Annotated in this window: 15 protein-coding genes; 3 read left to right on the plus strand and 12 right to left on the minus strand. The window is 76.6% G+C overall.

Going from position 1 to position 16,057, the window contains the following annotated elements:
• Nucleotides 1–9: 9 nt before the first annotated feature.
• Entirely contained in the window at nucleotides 10–702 is a 693-nt protein-coding gene (locus NLX85_RS28045) for a DUF305 domain-containing protein (protein WP_254340110.1), read from the minus strand.
• Between the two features lie 138 nt (nucleotides 703–840).
• Here NLX85_RS28045 and NLX85_RS28050 point away from each other — a divergent pair, with 138 nt between their 5' ends.
• Nucleotides 841–2,292, plus strand: a complete 1,452-nt coding sequence (locus tag NLX85_RS28050) for an LVIVD repeat-containing protein (RefSeq protein ID WP_254340112.1) — start codon at nucleotides 841–843, stop codon at nucleotides 2,290–2,292.
• 57 nt (nucleotides 2,293–2,349) lie between these two features.
• Here NLX85_RS28050 and NLX85_RS28055 read toward each other — a convergent pair whose 3' ends face one another.
• From NLX85_RS28055 to NLX85_RS28090, 8 genes are all read right to left on the minus strand, one after another.
• Nucleotides 2,350–3,342, minus strand: coding sequence for a linear amide C-N hydrolase (locus tag NLX85_RS28055; RefSeq protein WP_254340113.1), 993 nt, complete (start codon nucleotides 3,340–3,342; stop codon nucleotides 2,350–2,352).
• A gap of 45 nt (nucleotides 3,343–3,387) precedes the next feature.
• Entirely contained in the window at nucleotides 3,388–4,323 is a 936-nt protein-coding gene (locus NLX85_RS28060; RefSeq protein ID WP_254340115.1) for a PfkB family carbohydrate kinase, read from the minus strand.
• Nucleotides 4,324–4,359: 36 nt separating this feature from the next.
• Nucleotides 4,360–4,833, minus strand: a complete 474-nt coding sequence (locus NLX85_RS28065) for a DUF1203 domain-containing protein (protein ID WP_254340116.1) — start codon at nucleotides 4,831–4,833, stop codon at nucleotides 4,360–4,362.
• A gap of 97 nt (nucleotides 4,834–4,930) precedes the next feature.
• The gene (locus tag NLX85_RS28070) at nucleotides 4,931–5,755 is read right to left on the minus strand and encodes a MerR family transcriptional regulator (protein WP_254340117.1); all 825 of its coding nucleotides are present in this window, start codon (nucleotides 5,753–5,755) and stop codon (nucleotides 4,931–4,933) included.
• A 50-nt stretch (nucleotides 5,756–5,805) separates the two neighbouring features.
• Complete coding sequence (locus NLX85_RS28075) at nucleotides 5,806–7,410, minus strand: asparagine synthetase B (protein WP_254340118.1); 1,605 nt, start codon at nucleotides 7,408–7,410, stop codon at nucleotides 5,806–5,808.
• Nucleotides 7,411–7,414: 4 nt separating this feature from the next.
• On the minus strand, nucleotides 7,415–8,380 hold the full coding sequence (locus NLX85_RS28080; protein ID WP_254340119.1) for a hypothetical protein: 966 nt from the start codon (nucleotides 8,378–8,380) through the stop codon (nucleotides 7,415–7,417).
• Nucleotides 8,381–8,489: 109 nt separating this feature from the next.
• Nucleotides 8,490–9,275, minus strand: a complete 786-nt coding sequence (locus NLX85_RS28085; RefSeq protein WP_254340120.1) for an isocitrate lyase/phosphoenolpyruvate mutase family protein — start codon at nucleotides 9,273–9,275, stop codon at nucleotides 8,490–8,492.
• On the minus strand, nucleotides 9,272–10,366 hold the full coding sequence (locus tag NLX85_RS28090; protein WP_254340121.1) for a cytochrome P450: 1,095 nt from the start codon (nucleotides 10,364–10,366) through the stop codon (nucleotides 9,272–9,274). The genes NLX85_RS28085 and NLX85_RS28090 overlap by 4 nt, the downstream gene beginning before the upstream one ends.
• 121 nt (nucleotides 10,367–10,487) lie before the next feature.
• Here NLX85_RS28090 and NLX85_RS28095 point away from each other — a divergent pair, with 121 nt between their 5' ends.
• Nucleotides 10,488–11,021 carry a 2'-5' RNA ligase family protein gene (locus tag NLX85_RS28095; protein ID WP_254340123.1) on the plus strand — a complete coding sequence of 178 codons (534 nt, stop codon included), beginning with the start codon at nucleotides 10,488–10,490 and terminating at the stop codon, nucleotides 11,019–11,021.
• 73 nt (nucleotides 11,022–11,094) lie between these two features.
• Here the strand turns inward: NLX85_RS28095 and NLX85_RS28100 are convergent, their stop codons facing one another.
• Nucleotides 11,095–13,314, minus strand: coding sequence for a family 43 glycosylhydrolase (locus tag NLX85_RS28100; protein WP_254340125.1), 2,220 nt, complete (start codon nucleotides 13,312–13,314; stop codon nucleotides 11,095–11,097).
• Between the two features lie 129 nt (nucleotides 13,315–13,443).
• On the opposite strand from NLX85_RS28100, the gene NLX85_RS28105 reads away from it, so the two are divergent.
• On the plus strand, nucleotides 13,444–14,184 hold the full coding sequence (locus NLX85_RS28105; protein WP_254340131.1) for a helix-turn-helix transcriptional regulator: 741 nt from the start codon (nucleotides 13,444–13,446) through the stop codon (nucleotides 14,182–14,184).
• Nucleotides 14,185–14,257: 73 nt separating this feature from the next.
• Here the strand turns inward: NLX85_RS28105 and NLX85_RS28110 are convergent, their stop codons facing one another.
• The gene (locus tag NLX85_RS28110) at nucleotides 14,258–14,863 is read right to left on the minus strand and encodes a response regulator transcription factor (RefSeq protein ID WP_254340133.1); all 606 of its coding nucleotides are present in this window, start codon (nucleotides 14,861–14,863) and stop codon (nucleotides 14,258–14,260) included.
• Nucleotides 14,860–16,002 (minus strand): sensor histidine kinase, encoded by a 1,143-nt coding sequence (locus NLX85_RS28115; RefSeq protein WP_254340135.1) that lies wholly within the window; start codon nucleotides 16,000–16,002, stop codon nucleotides 14,860–14,862. The genes NLX85_RS28110 and NLX85_RS28115 overlap by 4 nt, the downstream gene beginning before the upstream one ends.
• Nucleotides 16,003–16,057: the final 55 nt, after the last annotated feature.

Here is a 16,057-nt window from a genome sequence, read left to right on the forward strand (position 1 = left end):
GCGCTTCGATCACGAAGGTGGCGTTGTCAGCTCGCGGAGGCGGGCGATCTCGGCGGACTGCTCGCTGGCGACCGCGTTGGCGAACTCCTGGAGGGTCTGGTCCGCGCCCACCTTGAGCAGGTCGGTCGACATGACCACGGCGCCCTCGTGGTGCGCGGTCATCATCCGCACGAAGAGCCGGTCGAACTCCGCGCCCCGGGCGGCGGCGAGCTGCCGCATCGCCTCGGCGGACTGCATGCCGCGCATCGAGCCGTGATCGTGCCCGGGGACCTCGGCGGGCAGGTCGCGCTCGCCGAGCCAGCCGCGCAGCACCCCGATCTCCGGCCCCTGGGCGGCCCGGATCCGGTCGGCGACGGCACGTACGCGGGGGTCGGCGGCCCGGTCGGGGGCGAGGCTCGCCATCTCGACGGCCTGCTGGTGGTGCGGGATCATCATCCGGACGTACCAGACGTCGAGGCCGTTGTAGCGGGGCGGCGCGGCGTCCCGGACCTCCTGCGCGGCGCGGGTGGCCGCCGGCTCCCCCGGCCGGCCGGGCACGACGACCGGCGGCGCGTCCACCGGCGGCGTGCCTCCGGTGGCGGACGGGCTCGCCGGAGCCGCCGCGGGCTCGTGCCCCCGCCCGGCAAGCGCCACGCCGGCGCCGGCGAGGAGCACCACCAGCGCTGTGACGGCGAGCCAGACGCGTCCCTGCCGGCCGGTCATACGGCACTCCCTCCGGTCGAGGTGGCAGCGATCCTATCCATAGACAATCCCGCTTAGATGTGACCGCCGTCACATTGATGCCCGTCGTCGGCCGGTAAGGTGTGGCAAATCATCATCCCCTTTCGGAGGGTGCCGCCGATGATCAGTATCCGCACGTCCCGAACCCGGATCGTCAGCCTCGCCGCCGCCGGCCTGCTCGTCGCCGGCGTCGTCACCGCCCCACCCAGCAGCGCCCAGGAGACCCCCCGGGCGGCGACCGCACCGGCCACCGTGGACAACGCCGTCCCCGGGGTCGACGAGATCTCCAGCAGCCCCAACCTGCGCCAGGTCGCCAACCTGCCGAAGCAGGCGCCGTTCGACACCTCCACGGCGTTCGGCACCGACATCGCGTTCCAGGGCCGGTACGCCTTCGTCGGCAACTACGACGGCTTCGTCATCTACGACGTCTCCCGGCCGAGCGCGCCGACGGTCGTGTCGCAGGTGCTCTGCCCGGGCTCGCAGAACGACATCTCCGTCCACGGCGACCTCCTCTTCCTCTCCACCGACTCCTCGCGCAGCGACGACTCGTGCAGCAGCGTCGCCCAGCCCGCCTCCGAGAAGGGGTCGTGGGAGGGCATCAAGGTCTTCGATATCAGCGACAAGAGCAGCCCGCGCTACGTCAAGTCGGTGGAGACGGCGTGCGGCTCGCACACCCACACCCTGGTGCCCGGCAAGGACCGGCGGACCGTCTACCTGTACGTCTCTTCGTACAGCCCGCGGGCCGAGTTCCCGGACTGCCAGCCGCCGCACGACTCGATCTCCATCGTGAAGGTGCCGCTGCGGTCGCCGACCGACGCCGCCGTGGTGGCCACCCCGAACCTGTTCCCGGACGGCGGCTACCCGGGCATCCCGGGTGAGAAGTCGGCGACCACCGGCTGCCACGACATCACCGCGTACCCGGCGAAGGACCTGGCCGCCGGCGCCTGCATGGGCGACGGCATCCTGCTCGACATCGCCGACCGGGAGGCGCCGCGGGTGATCGAGCGGGTCCGGGACACCGAGAACTTCGCGTTCTGGCACTCGGCGACCTTCAACAACTCCGGCACCAAGGTGGTCTTCACCGACGAGCTGGGCGGGGGCGGCGCGGCGACCTGCAACGAGGCCACCGGGCCGAGCCGCGGCGCGGACGCCATCTACGACATCACCGGCCGCGGCGACGACCGCCGGTTGGCGTTCCGGAGCTACTACAAGATTCCCCGGGCCAACGCCGACACGGAGAACTGCGTGGCGCACAACGGCTCGCTGGTGCCGGTGCCCGGCCGGGACATCATGGTCCAGGCCTGGTACCAGGGCGGCATCTCGGTCTGGGACTTCACCGACTCCCGGCACCCCACGGAGATCGCCTTCTGGGAGCGGGGCCCGCTGGACGCCGAGCGGCTGCGCACCGGCGGCTCCTGGTCGGCCTACTGGTACAACGGCCACATCTACTCCAGCGACATCCAGAAGGGACTGGACGTGCTGGAGCTGCGCGACCCGCGTACCTGGGTGGCGCGGCTGATCCAGGTGCCCGAGCTGAACGTGCAGACCCAGACGGGCTACCTGAGCTGGTGATCCTCGGCTCGTGACCCGCCGGCCGGGTCCGGCCCCCTCGCGGGGGTCGGGCCCGGCTCAGTTCATCGGCAGCCGGTAGTCGCGCTCGCCGCCGCCCGCGGTGACCAGCCGCACCTCGCCGGTGCGCAGCCCGTACGTCACCGACCAGCGGGTGTGCGCCTGCCGCACGGCGTCGAGCAGGCGCAGCGCGCCCGGGGCGTCCACCGCCCCGCCGGCCCGGTCCAGCGCCTCGGCCAGCACCCCGTAGCGGTGGTCGGCGCGCAGGTCGCGGTCGGCCACCCCGACGGCCGGCACGTTTGTCAGCGCCTGCCAGGCGCCCCGGCCCTTCTCGGCCCGAATCCGGCCGTCCACGAACTCGATCACCGCGGACGCGCCGGTGGCGTCGGCGATCAGGTAGTGCAGCGGCGGGCCGCCGTCGAAGTCCAGGTTGTAGCGCCCGAACACGGCGATCGCCTCGTCCACCGTGGCGGCCGAGTCCAGCACCAGGCGCAGGATGCGCACCGAACCCACGGTGGGCCGGCCGGGCACCGGCTCCGCCGTGGCGCCGTCGTCGGCGGCCAGCCCCACGGCCAGGCCCCGCTCGTTCATCCCGTCGAAGGGCAGCAGCGGCGCGTTCAGCAGCCGGCGGTCCCCGGCCGGGTCGGCCGTCACCCCCAGGTAGGAGATGTCCACCAGGGAGATCGAGGCGTACCCGTCCGGCGGGTCCGTGCGCAGCACCAGCGCCGGGTTCGCGTCCCAGTCGAAGTTGCGGGCGAACAGCGGCCGGCTCCGGTCGCCCCGGGCGGCGAACAGGGAACAGCCGAACGGCGTGGCCTGCGGGGTGCCCGCGACACCGGCGGTCGGGTCGTAGTCGCCCACGTAGGTCATCTCGTACAGCGGCAGGTCGTCGACCCGGCGCAGGCTGGCAAGTGTCCGCTCGACCTGGCCGGCGTCCTGCCGTGAGGCGGTAGGCGTGCCGGCCCCGGCCGGCTCGGCGGGCCGGCCGCCCCCACCGCAGCCGGTGGCCACGAGGAGCAGGGCGAGCCCGGTGGCGAGCAGGGTCCTCCGCATGCCCGCGACGCTAGAAGAGGCGGCGACGGATGTCCATCCGGGACGTCAGCGCTCCGGGATCCGGGCCAGCTGCGCCTCGATCGCCTCGGGGGTGAGGGCGGGCCGGCCACCGGGATGGCCCACCGTCGCTCCGGCCGCCGCGACCGCGTGCCGGGCCAGCCGGGGGTACGGGTCGTCGCGGAGCAGGCCGGCCGTCACGGCGGCGACGAACGCGTCCCCGGCGCCGGTGCTGTCCACCGTGGGCGTCTCGCTCAGCGGCACGAACAGCTCCCCGCCGGGCCAGACGAAGGCGTTCCCCTCCCCCGCCACCTCGACCGCGACCAGCGCCGGCCCCCGGGCGGCCAGCTCCCGGCCGGCGCGCAGCCCCGCGTCGGCGTCCTTCGGCGGGTCGCCGCCGAGCAGCAGGCCGGCCTCCCGCGCGTCGGCGCGCAGCACGTGGGCCCGGGACAGCAGCTCCGCCGACCCGCCCGGGTCGTCCGGCGCGCCGTCGAGCACCACGAGCCGGCCGGCGTCGCGGGCGTGCCGGGTCGCCGCGAGCGCCGCCGGCAGCGGCTGCTGGAGCTGGACGACCACCGCCCGGGCCGCGCGCAGCACCTCGGCCGCGCCCGTCACGTCCGCCTCGCTGAGCAGGGTCGCCTCGGGGATGTCCTCCAGGTACCGCCAGCGGGCCCGGGCGTCCACCACGTCCACGATCAGCGCGCTCGGCGTGTCCGGCCGGCGCAGCACCGGGGCGACGTCGATGCCGTCGCTGCGGGCCCGGCCCAGCAGCCGGTCGCCGACCTCGTCCTCGCCCACCACGCCGAGCAGCCCCACCCGGACGCCGAGCTGGGCCAGCCCGACGGCCTGGTTGGCCCCCTTGCCGCCGAGCAGTTCCCGCCGGCAGCGCATCGGGGCCGTCCCGGACGGGCCGGGCAGCTCGTCCACCAGCAGCACGAGGTCCCGGGCCACCTGCCCCACCACGATCGCGTCCAGTCCGGTCATCCCGGGCTGTTACCCCGGCCACCGCCGGTCACGCGCTCAGCCCCGGGCAACCGTGAACATGTAGCAGCCGTACACCACGTTGCGGCTGTGCAGGCGCTCCACCGCCGGATCGGCCAGCAGCTCGGCGATGACCGCCTCCGGGTCGTCGCCGTCGTGCCGCCGGCCGCCGACGATGCGGCCCCGCCGGTCGTACGCCCGGAGCACCTGGGGCCGCCCCCGCCAGTCGGGCGGGTACGCCGTCGGGTCCGCCGGGCCGGGGCAGTCGACCGCGTGCGCGAAGATCGGCCCCACCTCCCGGTACGGGCCGGGCGGCAGCGGCGGCGCGTACCCGAAGAGCAGCAGTGGCTCGCCCGCGGTGGCGTCGCGGAGGCAGCAGCGCAGCGGCTCGCCGCCCTCGGCGCAGCACCGCTCGGGCGGCTGGCCGGAGGCGTCGCGGCCGGTGCGCCGCAGGTCGGCCAGCACCTCGGCGGGCACGGGTCGGATCACGTACCTGGTGCGCGTCGTCGTCATGTCCTCCAGCCTGGCCCCGGGACGCGGCCGGTGGCTGGCGGCGATCGGACCTCGCGTGCCGGCGGGGCCGCCCACGCGGGCGGCCCCGCCGGACGGCTCAGCGGCGGGAGACCGGTATCTGCAGCTCGGTGACGCCCTTCTCGGTTGCGTCCGGGCAGTAGTCCAGGTAGACCTCGCGGGCGTACCCCTCGGCCCGCCAGCCGTTCTCCTCGATCCACCGGGCGAGCACGCCCATGCTGGTCTCCACCTCGTCCATGGGGCCGTGGTGCACAAGCGTGGCGGCGGTCGGCAGGGCCGGCAGGTCGACCACGGCGACGTCCCCGGCGGCCGCCGGGTCGACGCCGACGGCCACCCCCGCGTGCACGACCACCGCCTCACCCTCGCCCTCGGGCTCGTACCAGGCGATGGGCGGTCCGCCGGGCCGGACCCCCGCGGCCTCCAGGCGGCGGAACAGCTCCGGGTAGAGCGGCTGGATCACCGGTCCGATGTCCGGCGGCTGGTAGCCGGCGGCGACCGCGGTCAGCTCCGCGATCCGCACCGCCGGGATCTCCTTGAGTACGACGTCCTCGGTGGTCATGCGTCCCTCCGCATCGAGCATCCGGAGTCTCGCCTCGACCGCGGCCAGCCGGGCGGTGTCGGCGGCGACCTGCGCCGCGAGCTGGGCACGGCGCAGCCGCAGCATGCCGCGCAGCTCGGCGACGTCCAGGCGGTCGTCGAGGATCGCCCGGACCTGGTCCAGGGTGAGGCCCAGGTCCTTCAGGGCGACCACCCGGTTGAGCCGGCCGAGCTGGTCCGCCCGGTAGTGCCGGTAGCCGGTGTGCGGGTCGACGGCGGCCGGGCGGAGCAGCCCGATGCCGTCGTAGTGCCGCAGCATCCGGACCGACACCCGGCCGAGTGCGGCGAATTCTCCGATGGTGAACATGGCCCCCTCACGCTCGCCCCTGACACGGTGTCAGAGTCAAGCGGCGGAGGTCACGGGCGGGACGCGACGCGCCGCACGGCGCGCGGGCCGACCAGCCGCCGGACCACCGGCACGGCGTTCCACTTCGCCGCGCCGACCAGGTCCCGGGCGTGCTCCAGCACCGTGTAGTCCGGCCGGGCCAGCCCGTCGGCGATCGCCCGGTCCAGGTCGTTGCCGCACCGGGTGAGCACGCTGTCGAAGTCGCGCCGGACGGGTTCGAGCAGCTGGTAGCCGAAGGAGCGGTGCAGCCGGGCGAAGAGCGGCTTGTAGAGCCGGGCGCGCTCGTGCAGCCCCGACGAGTACGACATCGGGTTCTTCGGCCGCCGCCGGATGTAGTCGGGCAGCAGGTCGGCGAAGGCCCGCCGGACGATCCACTTCTCCTGCCCGTCGCGCAGCTTCAGGTCCAGCGGGAGCCGCATGGCCAGCTCGACCACGCTGAGGTCGAGGAAGGGCACCCGGGCCTCCACGCCGTGACCCATGCTGGCCCGGTCCACCCGCTGCAGCTCGGTCCGGCACAGGTTGCGGATCTTGTGGAGGAAGAGCCGGCGGGACCGCTGCGGGCCGACCTGGTGGTACATCGGGTACCCGCCGAACAGCTCGTCCGAGCCGTCGCCGGTGAGCACCACCTTGACGCCCAGCTCCCGCAGCCGCCGGAAGATCGGCACGGAGACCACCGCGTTGATGATGTCGCCGTACTCGGTCAGCTCCGAGATCCGGATCGCCTCGCGCACGTCGGCCAGCCGGATGTCGCGCGGGCGCAGCTCGATCACCTCGTGCGGCACGCCCAGGTCGGCGGCGAGCCGCCGGGCGTACGCCACGTCGGGGCTGTCCGGCACGCCGACCGTCACCGCCACGCAGTCCGGGTGCAGCTGCCGGGCGTGCAGCAGGGCCAGCGAGCTGTCCAGGCCGCCGGAGAGCACCACACCGACGGTGAGGTCGGTGTCCAGCCGTGCCCGGATGCTGTCGGTGAGCGCGACACGGACGAGCAGGGCGGCCTCGTCCGGGTCGTCGATCACGGGCAGCCCGGCGCCGAGGGTGAGCAGGTCGACGTACGGGCGCAGCCGGACGGGCCCGTCGGGCTCGGCCCAGCCGTGGTGCCCGGGCGGCACCTCGCTGATCGGCGCGCCGTGCCCGACCAGCGCCTTGACCTCGGAGGCGAGGTGCAGGCAGCCCGGGCCGCGGGACCAGTAGAGCGGCTTCACCCCGAGCGGGTCCCGGGCCAGGTACGCCCGGCCGGTGGGCCGTTCCACCACCACGAAGGCGTACTCGCCGCGCAGCCGGCGCACCGCCTCCTCGCCCCAGTGGCGGAAGGCCGTGAGCACCACCTCGGTGTCGCCGGCGGTGCGGAACTCGTACCCGAGCCGGGTCAGCTCCGCGCGCAGCTCGTGGTGGTTGAAGACCTCGCCGTTGTAGCAGAGCACGTGCCGCTCGTCGGGCGAGACCCACGGCTGCACCGCCCGCTCGCGGTCCACCACCCGCAACCGCCGTACGCCGGTGAGCAGGCCGTCCTCCTGCCGGGTCTCGGTCACCTCACCGCGTGGGGCGAGGACGGCCAGCATCCGGCGGAAGGTGGCCGGGTCGGCCTCGGGGCCGATGCTCAGGGCGATCCCGCACATCGGCTCAGACCCCCATCTCGGCCTCGTACGCGCGCCGGAACCGGCGCTGGGCGGTGGGCGCGAGGCAGAGGTGCCACGCCTGACCCTCGTCGACCACGTTGATCTCGCCGGCCTCCTGGCGGGCCAGCAGCAGGTCGGCGAGGAGGTCCCGGGCGCCGAACCGCCCGTACCAGGCCAGCTCCACGTCGGCCGCCCAGCCGAGGCAGTGCCCGCTGGGCACCATGGCGGCGTAGCCGAGCCGGCGCAGCCGGTACTGGTGCTCGGCGCTGCGGGCCAGGCTGGTGACCCACAGCGGCGGGGTGGCCGGCGGGGCGGCCGCGGCGAACTCCCGGCCCACGTCGTTGAGCAGCGCGATCATCTCGCGCCGGGCCCGGCGGAACCGCAGCCCGGCGGTACGCGGGGTGGCGCCCGGGCGCAGCCGCCGCCGGACACCCCGCAGCCCGCGACCGAGGACGGTGGCGGGCTGCTCCTGGTAGCGGAAGGCGAGCAGCCCGCGCCGGCGCAGCCACTCCAGGTCGACCAGGTCGGTGCTGGTGTCGACCTGGCCGTCGGTGAGGAAGGTCGGGCTGTCCCGCCACCACATCACGTCGATCCGGGAGAGCAGGTAGATCCGCACCAGCGCGGTCAGGTCCTGCGCCGAGCTGCGGGTGTTGGGCTGGTAGCGGGCCATCTCCAGCAGCAGCGTCTCCCGGGCGCCCACGAAGCCCTGCGGGGTGGCGTCGAGGACGGCGGCGATGGCCGGCTCCCGCAGCCGCTGGTCGAGCAGCACCTGGCGGGCCGTCGTGGACGGGGCGTCCGCCAGGGCGCCCACCTCGACGAGCAGTTCCGCCACCGCGGCCCGGTACGCGGCCAGGTCCGGCTGCTCGGGCCCCGGCCGCCGGCCGGGGACCGGGGGCAGCCGGCGGGCGGGGGCGGCGGACGCGACGGCGGATCCGGGCTGGTGGCCGGGGCTTCGGCTGGGCACTCGCATGGTCGGCCCCTCTCCGGGCAGGACACGGCGTAGTAGAACCTGAAACACACCGTAATCACCTGGATCGGCAGCTCCCCGAACAATCCTCCTATCTCCCCCCTAAGGTGCTTCATCCCGCCGAGAGGTCCCGCACCCAGGCGTAATCCGGCGCCGCGGGCAGGCCGGCGTCGCGGCCGGCGCGGACCGCGTCGGCCAGGTGCAGCGCGGCGCCGAGAGCGGCGCGGAACAGCAGCGAGCCGGTGCTGACTCGGGCCGCCCCGAGCCGGCCCAGCGCGGCCAGGTCCGGCCCGCCCGGGCGGTGCAGGACGTTGAGCGGCAGACCCGCCTCGGCCACCAGCAACCCGACCGCGTCGTCCGGCGCGCCCGGGACGAACAGCCCGTCCGCCCCCGCCGCCCGGTACGCCGCGATCCGCTCCAGCGCCGCCGGCAGCGCGTCGGGCACGCCCAGCCAGCAGGCGTCGGTGCGGGCGTTGACGAACAGCCCCGGCACGGCCGCCCGCACCGCCGCGATCTTGGCGGCGGCGAGCTCCACGGGCGCGAGCGTGCCGTCCGGGCGCCCGTCCTCCAGGTTCACCCCGACCGCGCCGAGCGCGGCCAGCTCGGCGACGTACCCGGCCACCGCCGCCGGGTCGTCGTCGAAGCCGTCCTCGATGTCGACGGTGAGCAGCACCGGCAGGTCCCGCAGCCGGCGGGCCAGGTCGAGGTTCTCGCTCCGGGTCGCCCCGGTCCCGTCCGGCTTGCCGGCGGCCGCGGCCACCCCGAGGCTGGTCGTGCCGACGGCCGGGTGGCCCCGGGAGGCCAGCGCCGCGGCGGACGCGTGGTCCCAGGCGTTGGGCAGCAGCAGGGGCTGGCCCGGCCGGTGCAGGGCGTGGAAGGCGGCGGCGCGGTCGGTCATCGGAACATCACCTCGAGGCTGGTCGGAACATGGAGGGTGGGGTGCGGGGCGTAGCGGACGGGCGTCCCGGCGGGCCGGCACCGCGCGCGCAGCACCTCGACCACGCCGGCGGCGAGGGCGAGGGCGTGCCGCTCCCCCGGGCAGCCCCGGGGCCCGGCGCCGAAGGTCAGCGCCGGCACGGGACGGCGGGCGAGCGCCAGGTGACCGTCGCGGCCCGCGCCTGCGGGGCAACCGGCGTGGTCGGCGTGGTCGGGGCCAGCGGGATGGAACCGGTCCGGGTGCGGATGGACGGCCGGGTCCCGGTTGGCCGCGTCGAAGCGGAGCAGCAGCGTGGCGTCCGGACCGATGTCCCGGCCGGCCAGGCGGGTCGCGCCGGTGGCGACCCGGCGGGTGGCGCGGACCGGCGGGTCCAGGCGCAGCACCTCGGCCAGCAGGTCGGCCGTGCCGAGCGCGGCCGGCGCCGCGTGCCCGTGCCGGACGGCGGCGCCGATCAGCCCGGCGGTGGCGTCGGCGGCCTGCACGAGCAGCCCGATCCGGTTCGCCGCGGCCTCGGCCGGGGCCGGCGGCGACATCGCCAGCAGCGCGGCCACCGCCCGGTCGGCGCGCGCCACGGCGGCCGGCTCGGCGCCCGGGTGGTAGGCGGTGGCCACCGCGGTCACCGCCGGCACGGCCGCCGCCGGGTCGGCCAGGCCGAGCCGCGCCGCCAGCACCTCCAGGGGTACGCGCCGCGCGAGCCGGCCCATCACCTCCACCCGGCCCGCCGCCTGACCCCCGGCGAGCCGGTCCAGCGTCCGCGTGGTCAGCCGGGTGGCGGCGTCGCGCAGCTCGTCCGGGTCGAGGTCGCGGAGCGCCGCCACCCCGAGCGCGCGCCGGCCGGGATGCCGGTCCGGGGCGCTGAACCGGCTGACCGTCCCGCGCAGCCAGGCCAGGGTGCCGGGCGGGCCGCAGGGCGCGACGGGCACCACGTACCGGGGATCGGTCAGCACGGCGACCACGTCGGCGTGCCGGGTGACCACCCAGTGGCCGTCGAGGGGCACCGGCGGCCCGCAGGGGGGCGTGTCGGGGAGGGGCGGGATCATCGGCCAGCTCATCGCTGGACCGTACGGCCGGCTTCCTTCGGTCCCGACCGAACTGTCGCGCCGCCGCCGACTCACCGGGGCCGGCATCTCCCACGGGACGTCGCCGCACACCGCCGGCGGTTAGCCTGACGGCGTGCGTACGGTCGAACTGCTCTGCTCGCCGGAGCTGGACGAGGCGGTACGGGCGGCCTGGGACCGGCTCGTCGCCGCCGGCCTGCCCAGCCTGGCCCGCAACACGCACCCGACCAACCGGCCGCACCTCACCCTCGCCTCGGTCGACGAGTTCCCGGCCGGCGCCGAGCAGCGCCTCGCCGACCTCTGTGACGCGGCGCTGCCGTTGCCGGCGCGGCTGGACCGGGTGACGGTCCTCGACGGCAGCGCCCCGCTGGTCTGGCTGGTCCGCCCGACGCCGCAGCTGGTCGCGCTGCACGGCGCCGTCTGGGACGTGCTCGCCGGGGCGCCCGGTCCGCACCCGTGGCACCTGCCCGGGCGCTGGGTGCCGCACCTGAGCCTGGCGCTGCGGTTCCGCGACGCCGACCGCCGCCGGGCCCGGGCGGTCACCGGGCCGGAGCGGCCGGGTGGGGAGTTCGTGGCCGCGCGCAGCTACGACAGCGACGCCCGGACGGTCAGCGAGCTGACCGCCGCCTGCCCGCGTCCCGGCGCCTGACCGGGACCGCCCGTCACGGCGCGACCCCGGCGGACCGGGGCCGTCCGCAGCCGGACGGCACCGGTCGCGCGGTTCAGCGGTGGAACCGCAGGTAGTCGAACTCCGCGGTCACCGCCGGGGTGGCGCCGCCGTGCGCGACGAGGCCGATCCGGGGCGTGGTGTCGGCCGGGAAGGTCCACACGGCGCCCCACGTCCAGTGCGTGCCGTCCCGGCTGGAGCCGGCCCGGAACTCGTGCTCGCCGCTGACCGGGTCGACGTGGTGGGCCAGCCGCAGCCAGGTGGTGGTGGCCGGGGTGCCGACGATGCTGCCACCGTAGACGGGCTGGCCGGCGAAGGGCAGCTCGTAGCCGTACTCGACCTGGCGGGTGTTCCAGATGGCCACCTGGGCGAGCCGGGCGAACCGGTCGTCGTCCACGTACGCCACGAGACCCGCCTGCTGGTAGTTGCGGACCACGTCCTCGCCCAGGTCGAGGGTCACCTTCGTCTCGGCCACGTAGTCACCGGCGGGCGCGTCGCGCAGCAGGACACCGGCCGTGTTGCCGGTGCCGACCAGGTCGCTGGACTCGACCGGCCAGCGCAGCGCGCCGCCGGTCACGGTGGCGGCCGGGTTGGGCCGGATCCACTGCCAGGCCGGGTCGAGCCCGTCGGTGAACTCGTCCGACCAACCGGAGAGCACCGGGCCGACCCGGGGCGGGGCGACCGGGTGCCGGACCGGACGGTACAGCCGAGCCGCGCTGACGTTGTCGAACTCGGCCAGGCCGCCCTCGGCGTGCAGTGCGAGCGGACCGGCCGCCGGCCGGGCCAGCGCCAGCGTCACCACGGCGAGCTGGTCGCCGAGGCGGGCCGGGCTCAGCTCGGCGACGAGGTGCCGGCCTCGTACCTCCACGGCCAGGTTGTGCCGGTCGGTGAGGTCGAGCCCGGCGGGCAGCGCCGCGCTCGCGGTCGCGCCGCCGTTCTGCCGGGCGGTCAGCCGGCCGCCGCCGACCGTGACCTCCACCGTGCCGAGCCGCAGCCCGGCCGTCTCCGCGCCGGCCAGCCGCAGGTCGGCCTCGGCCCGTACGTCCCCGCCGAGCCCGGTCCGGCTGGTCAGCGTGCCGGTGCCGGCGAGGACGCCGCCGGTCACCCGCCAGTCGCCCGTGCCGCCCCGCCAGCCGTGCAGGTCGGCGGTGTCGAAGCGGGCGTCGACCCCGCCGGTGGTGACCGGTGCGGGCTGGGCCTCTTCCGAGGGGCCGGCGCCCGCGTTGACGGTCGGCCAGCCGTCCACCCAGTCGAGGCGGTCCAGCAGCATCGGCCGCTCGTTGATGCCGAACGGCTCGTCCAGGTACGGGTCGGCCCGGTCGATCGCGTGGTACGCGATCCAGTCCTGCCCGGACAGGTCGGTGAGGACGGCGTTGTGCCCGGTGCCGATCCAGCGGTTGCCGTTCTGGGTGAGCACCGGCGTGCCGCCGGCCCGGGACACGTCGAGCCGCTGGCCCTCCCGGTCCACGAACGGGCCGCGCGGGTCGCGTGCCCGGCCGACCTGCACGGAGTAGCCGGTGGCCGGGCCGGCGCAGCAGTTCGCCGTGGAGGCGAACAGCCAGTACCAGCCGTCGTGGCGCAGCACGTAGCTGCCCTCGAACTTGTTGTCGATGGCGACCAGGGTGGACGCGCCGACCGCGCGCAGCCCGTCGGCGGAGAGCTCGGTGACCGAGACACCGCCGTAGTAGCTGCCGTAGTAGAGGTACGACCGGCCGTCGGAATCGGTGAACTGGCTGGGGTCGATGGTCCAGAGGTAGCCGCCGCCCCCGCCCGGACGCGGGGCGACCACGGGCGTGTCGGCGAACGTCCACGGTCCGGCCGGGGTGGGCGCGGTGGCCGCCCCGATCGCGGTGTCGAAGGTGTCGCCGGAGACGGTGGTGTCGGTGACGGTCACGTACATCACCCAGCGGCCGGCGACCCGGCGCACGTCGGGCGCCCAGAACGCCGCACCGGGCGCGGCGAAGGACGGCCGCTGGTCCGGGGTGAAGGCGTCGCCCACGTAGGTCCAGTCGACGAGGTCGGCGGAGCGGGCGATCGGCACCCGGTGCGCCTGGCGTTCGCCCTCGCGCAGCGGGTCGGAGGTGCCGAAGGCGTACCAGAGGCCGTCGTCGCCGCGGACCACGGCCGGGTCGGCGAAGGTGTCGGCGAAGCCGGCCGAGACCGGGTTCCGGTAGCGGTCGGCCCCGGCGGCCGGTGCGGCGGCCGCGGCCGTGGTCGTCGTCAGGAGCAGGGCGAGTGCGGCGGCGAGCACGCCGCCGCGGTGGAGGTGTCCCATCAGGCCTGCCTTGGAGGTAGACGGAGGTCACTGCGGTGACCCTGTTTCTACAACGTTGGAGACAACGATGTAAAGAGCGACGCGCACGGGTCGGTGGGGACCGAAACGTTCGCGTGCCACCATGACGGCATGACCACCCGCACCGACGGCCGCGCGCTGGCCGGGCTCGCCGCGCTGCTCGCCGACCCGACCCGGGCCGGCTTCTGCCTCGCCCTGCTCGACGGGCGGGCCTGGACGGCGGGCGAGCTGGCCCGGTCCGCCGGGGTGGCGCCCTCCACCGCGAGCGACCACCTCACCCGGCTGGTCCGCGGCGGGCTGCTGGTCGAGGAACGGCAGGGCCGGCACCGCTACGTCCGCCTCGCCGACCCGTCGGTGGCCCAGCTCGTCGAGGACCTGGCCGGCCGGGCGCCCACCCCGGCGACCCCGCCCCGCACGTTGCGCGCCGCGTCGGCCCAGGCGTCCCTCGCGTACGCCCGGACCTGCTACGACCACCTGGCCGGCCGGCTCGGCGTGCTGGTGCACGACGCCCTCCTGGCCCGCGGCGTGCTCGACCGCGCCGGCGGCCTGGCGGTGACGCCGGCCGGGATCGCCTGGCTGACCGACCTCGGCGTGCCCGTCGAGCCGCTGCGCGCCGCCCGGCGGCCCCTGGTCCGGGACTGCCTGGACTGGACCGAGCGCCGCCCGCACCTGGCCGGCGCGCTCGGCGCCGCGCTCTGCCGGCGCTTCCTCGACCTCGGCTGGACCGCGCGCGGCACCGGCCGGGCCCTGCGCGTCACCCCGGGCGGCCGCCCCGCCCTGGCCGCGGCCCTCGCGCTCGACCCGGCCGCCCTCGCCCCGCCCGCCCGGGACAGCGGCCCCGCCCGCGCCTGACCCCTCACCGCCCGGCGGTGCTGTTACGTGCGCGTGACGCCGCCACCCCCGCCCGTCGACGGGACCGGCCGGGTCAGAGCCAGCCGGCCTCGCGGGCCCGCCGGACCGCCTCGGCCCGGTCGGCCGCGCCGAGCTTCTGCACGCACGCGGCCAGGTGGTTGCGGACCGTCCCGGCCGCCAGGTGGGTACGCCGGGCGATCACCGCGACCGGGGTGCCCAGCTCGGCCAGACGCAACGTCTCCAGCTCCCGCGGGGTGAGCGGGCACTCCGGCAGGGTCAGCGCCTCGGCGGCGAGGGCCGGGTCGACGTACCGGGCGCCGGCGTGCACCCGGCGGATCACGTCGGCCAGCGCGCCGCCCGGCGCGCCCTTGGCCAGGAACCCGCGCGCCCCCGCGGTCAGCGCCGGCCGGAGGTGGGCGGGCCGGCCGTGCCCGGTGAGGATCACCGTGGCGCAGCCGGGCAGCACGCGGGCCAGTTCGGCGGCGACCTGGACCCCGCCGGGCGCCGGCATCTCCAGGTCCAGCACGGCCACGTCGGGCCGGTGGGCCAACGCCGCGTCGAGGGCGGCCCGGCCGTCGGCGGCGTGCGCCACCACCTCGATGTCCGGCTCCAGGTCGAGCAGGGCCGCGAGGGCGAGCCGGATCAGCTCCTCGTCGTCGGCCAGCAGCACCCGGATCACGAGGCCACCGGCACGGTCGCCACCAGGTGGAACACCCCGTCCTCGGCGTACGCGCGGACGCTCCCGCCGGCCTGGGCCAGCCGGTCGGCCAGCCCGCGCAGGCCGCCGCTGAGCCCGTCCGGGCCGGCGCCGCCGGCGCCGTCGTTGCGTACCGTCATGGTCACCAGGCCGCCCTCCCGGGTCAGCTCGATCCGGCACCAGTCGGCCCGGCTGTGCCGCAGCACGTTCGTCCCGGCCTCGCGCGCCACGGCGGCCAGGTCGGCGGCGACCGGCGCGGGCAGCTCGCCGGCCGGCGGGACCACGGTGCAGCGCACCCCGCTGGAACGCAGCACCTCCCCCACCGCGGCCAGCTGCTCGGCCAGGTCGACGGCCCGGTAGCCGTGCACGGCCTCGCGTACCCGGGTCAGGGCGGAGCCGGCGAGCCGGCGCACCTCGGCGGCCTCCCGCCCGGCCCGGGCGGCGTCGACGGGCGCCAGCCGCTCGGCCAGCTCGGCCTTCAGCGCGATCACGGTGAGGTCGTGGCCGAGCAGGTCGTGCACGTCCCGGGCGAAGCGCAGCCGCTCCTCCGCGGCGGCGAGCCGGGCCCCGGCGGCCTGCCCCTGCCGCGCCTCGACGAGCAGGTCCCAGAACCAGACCTGGAGCCAGGTGATCGCCGCGATCCCGGCGCCCACGCCGCCGGTGACGAGCAGGGCGGCGCTCGGCGGCCCGCCGGTCGCCTGGGTCACCGCGGCCGACACGGCGAGCACGGCCGCCGCCGCGAGCAGGGCGGGCAGCGGCCGGAACAGCAGCGGGGACATGCCGACCAGCGACGCGCCCAGCCAGGCCCAGGTCGGCCAGGCGCCGGCGGCGACCGGGCCGACCAGCGGCAGGCTGAGCAGGGCGGCCACCGCCAGCGCGGCGTGCCGCCGGCGCCGGGCCCGCGCGGCGAGCCAGGGGGTGACCGCCGCGTGCAGCACCGCCGCCTGGGCGGCGGTGACGGCGGCGAGCCCCACCAGGCCGAGCGCCAGCCGCAGCGGATCCGGCTCGCGGGCCAACCCGACGCCGGGCAGCAGCAGGGTGGTCCCGACGTTCGTCGCCAGCGACACCAGCGTGAGCTGCCGGGCCCGCCGTAGCCGGCGGTCCGCCGCGTCGACCGTCATGTCCGCCGATCCTAGGGCCGCCTGCCGCACGGTTCACCCCTGCGGAATGTCACGC

The sequence above is a fragment of the Micromonospora sp. A3M-1-15 genome, assembly GCF_024213425.1.
Lineage (GTDB): Bacteria > Actinomycetota > Actinomycetes > Mycobacteriales > Micromonosporaceae > Micromonospora > Micromonospora chersina.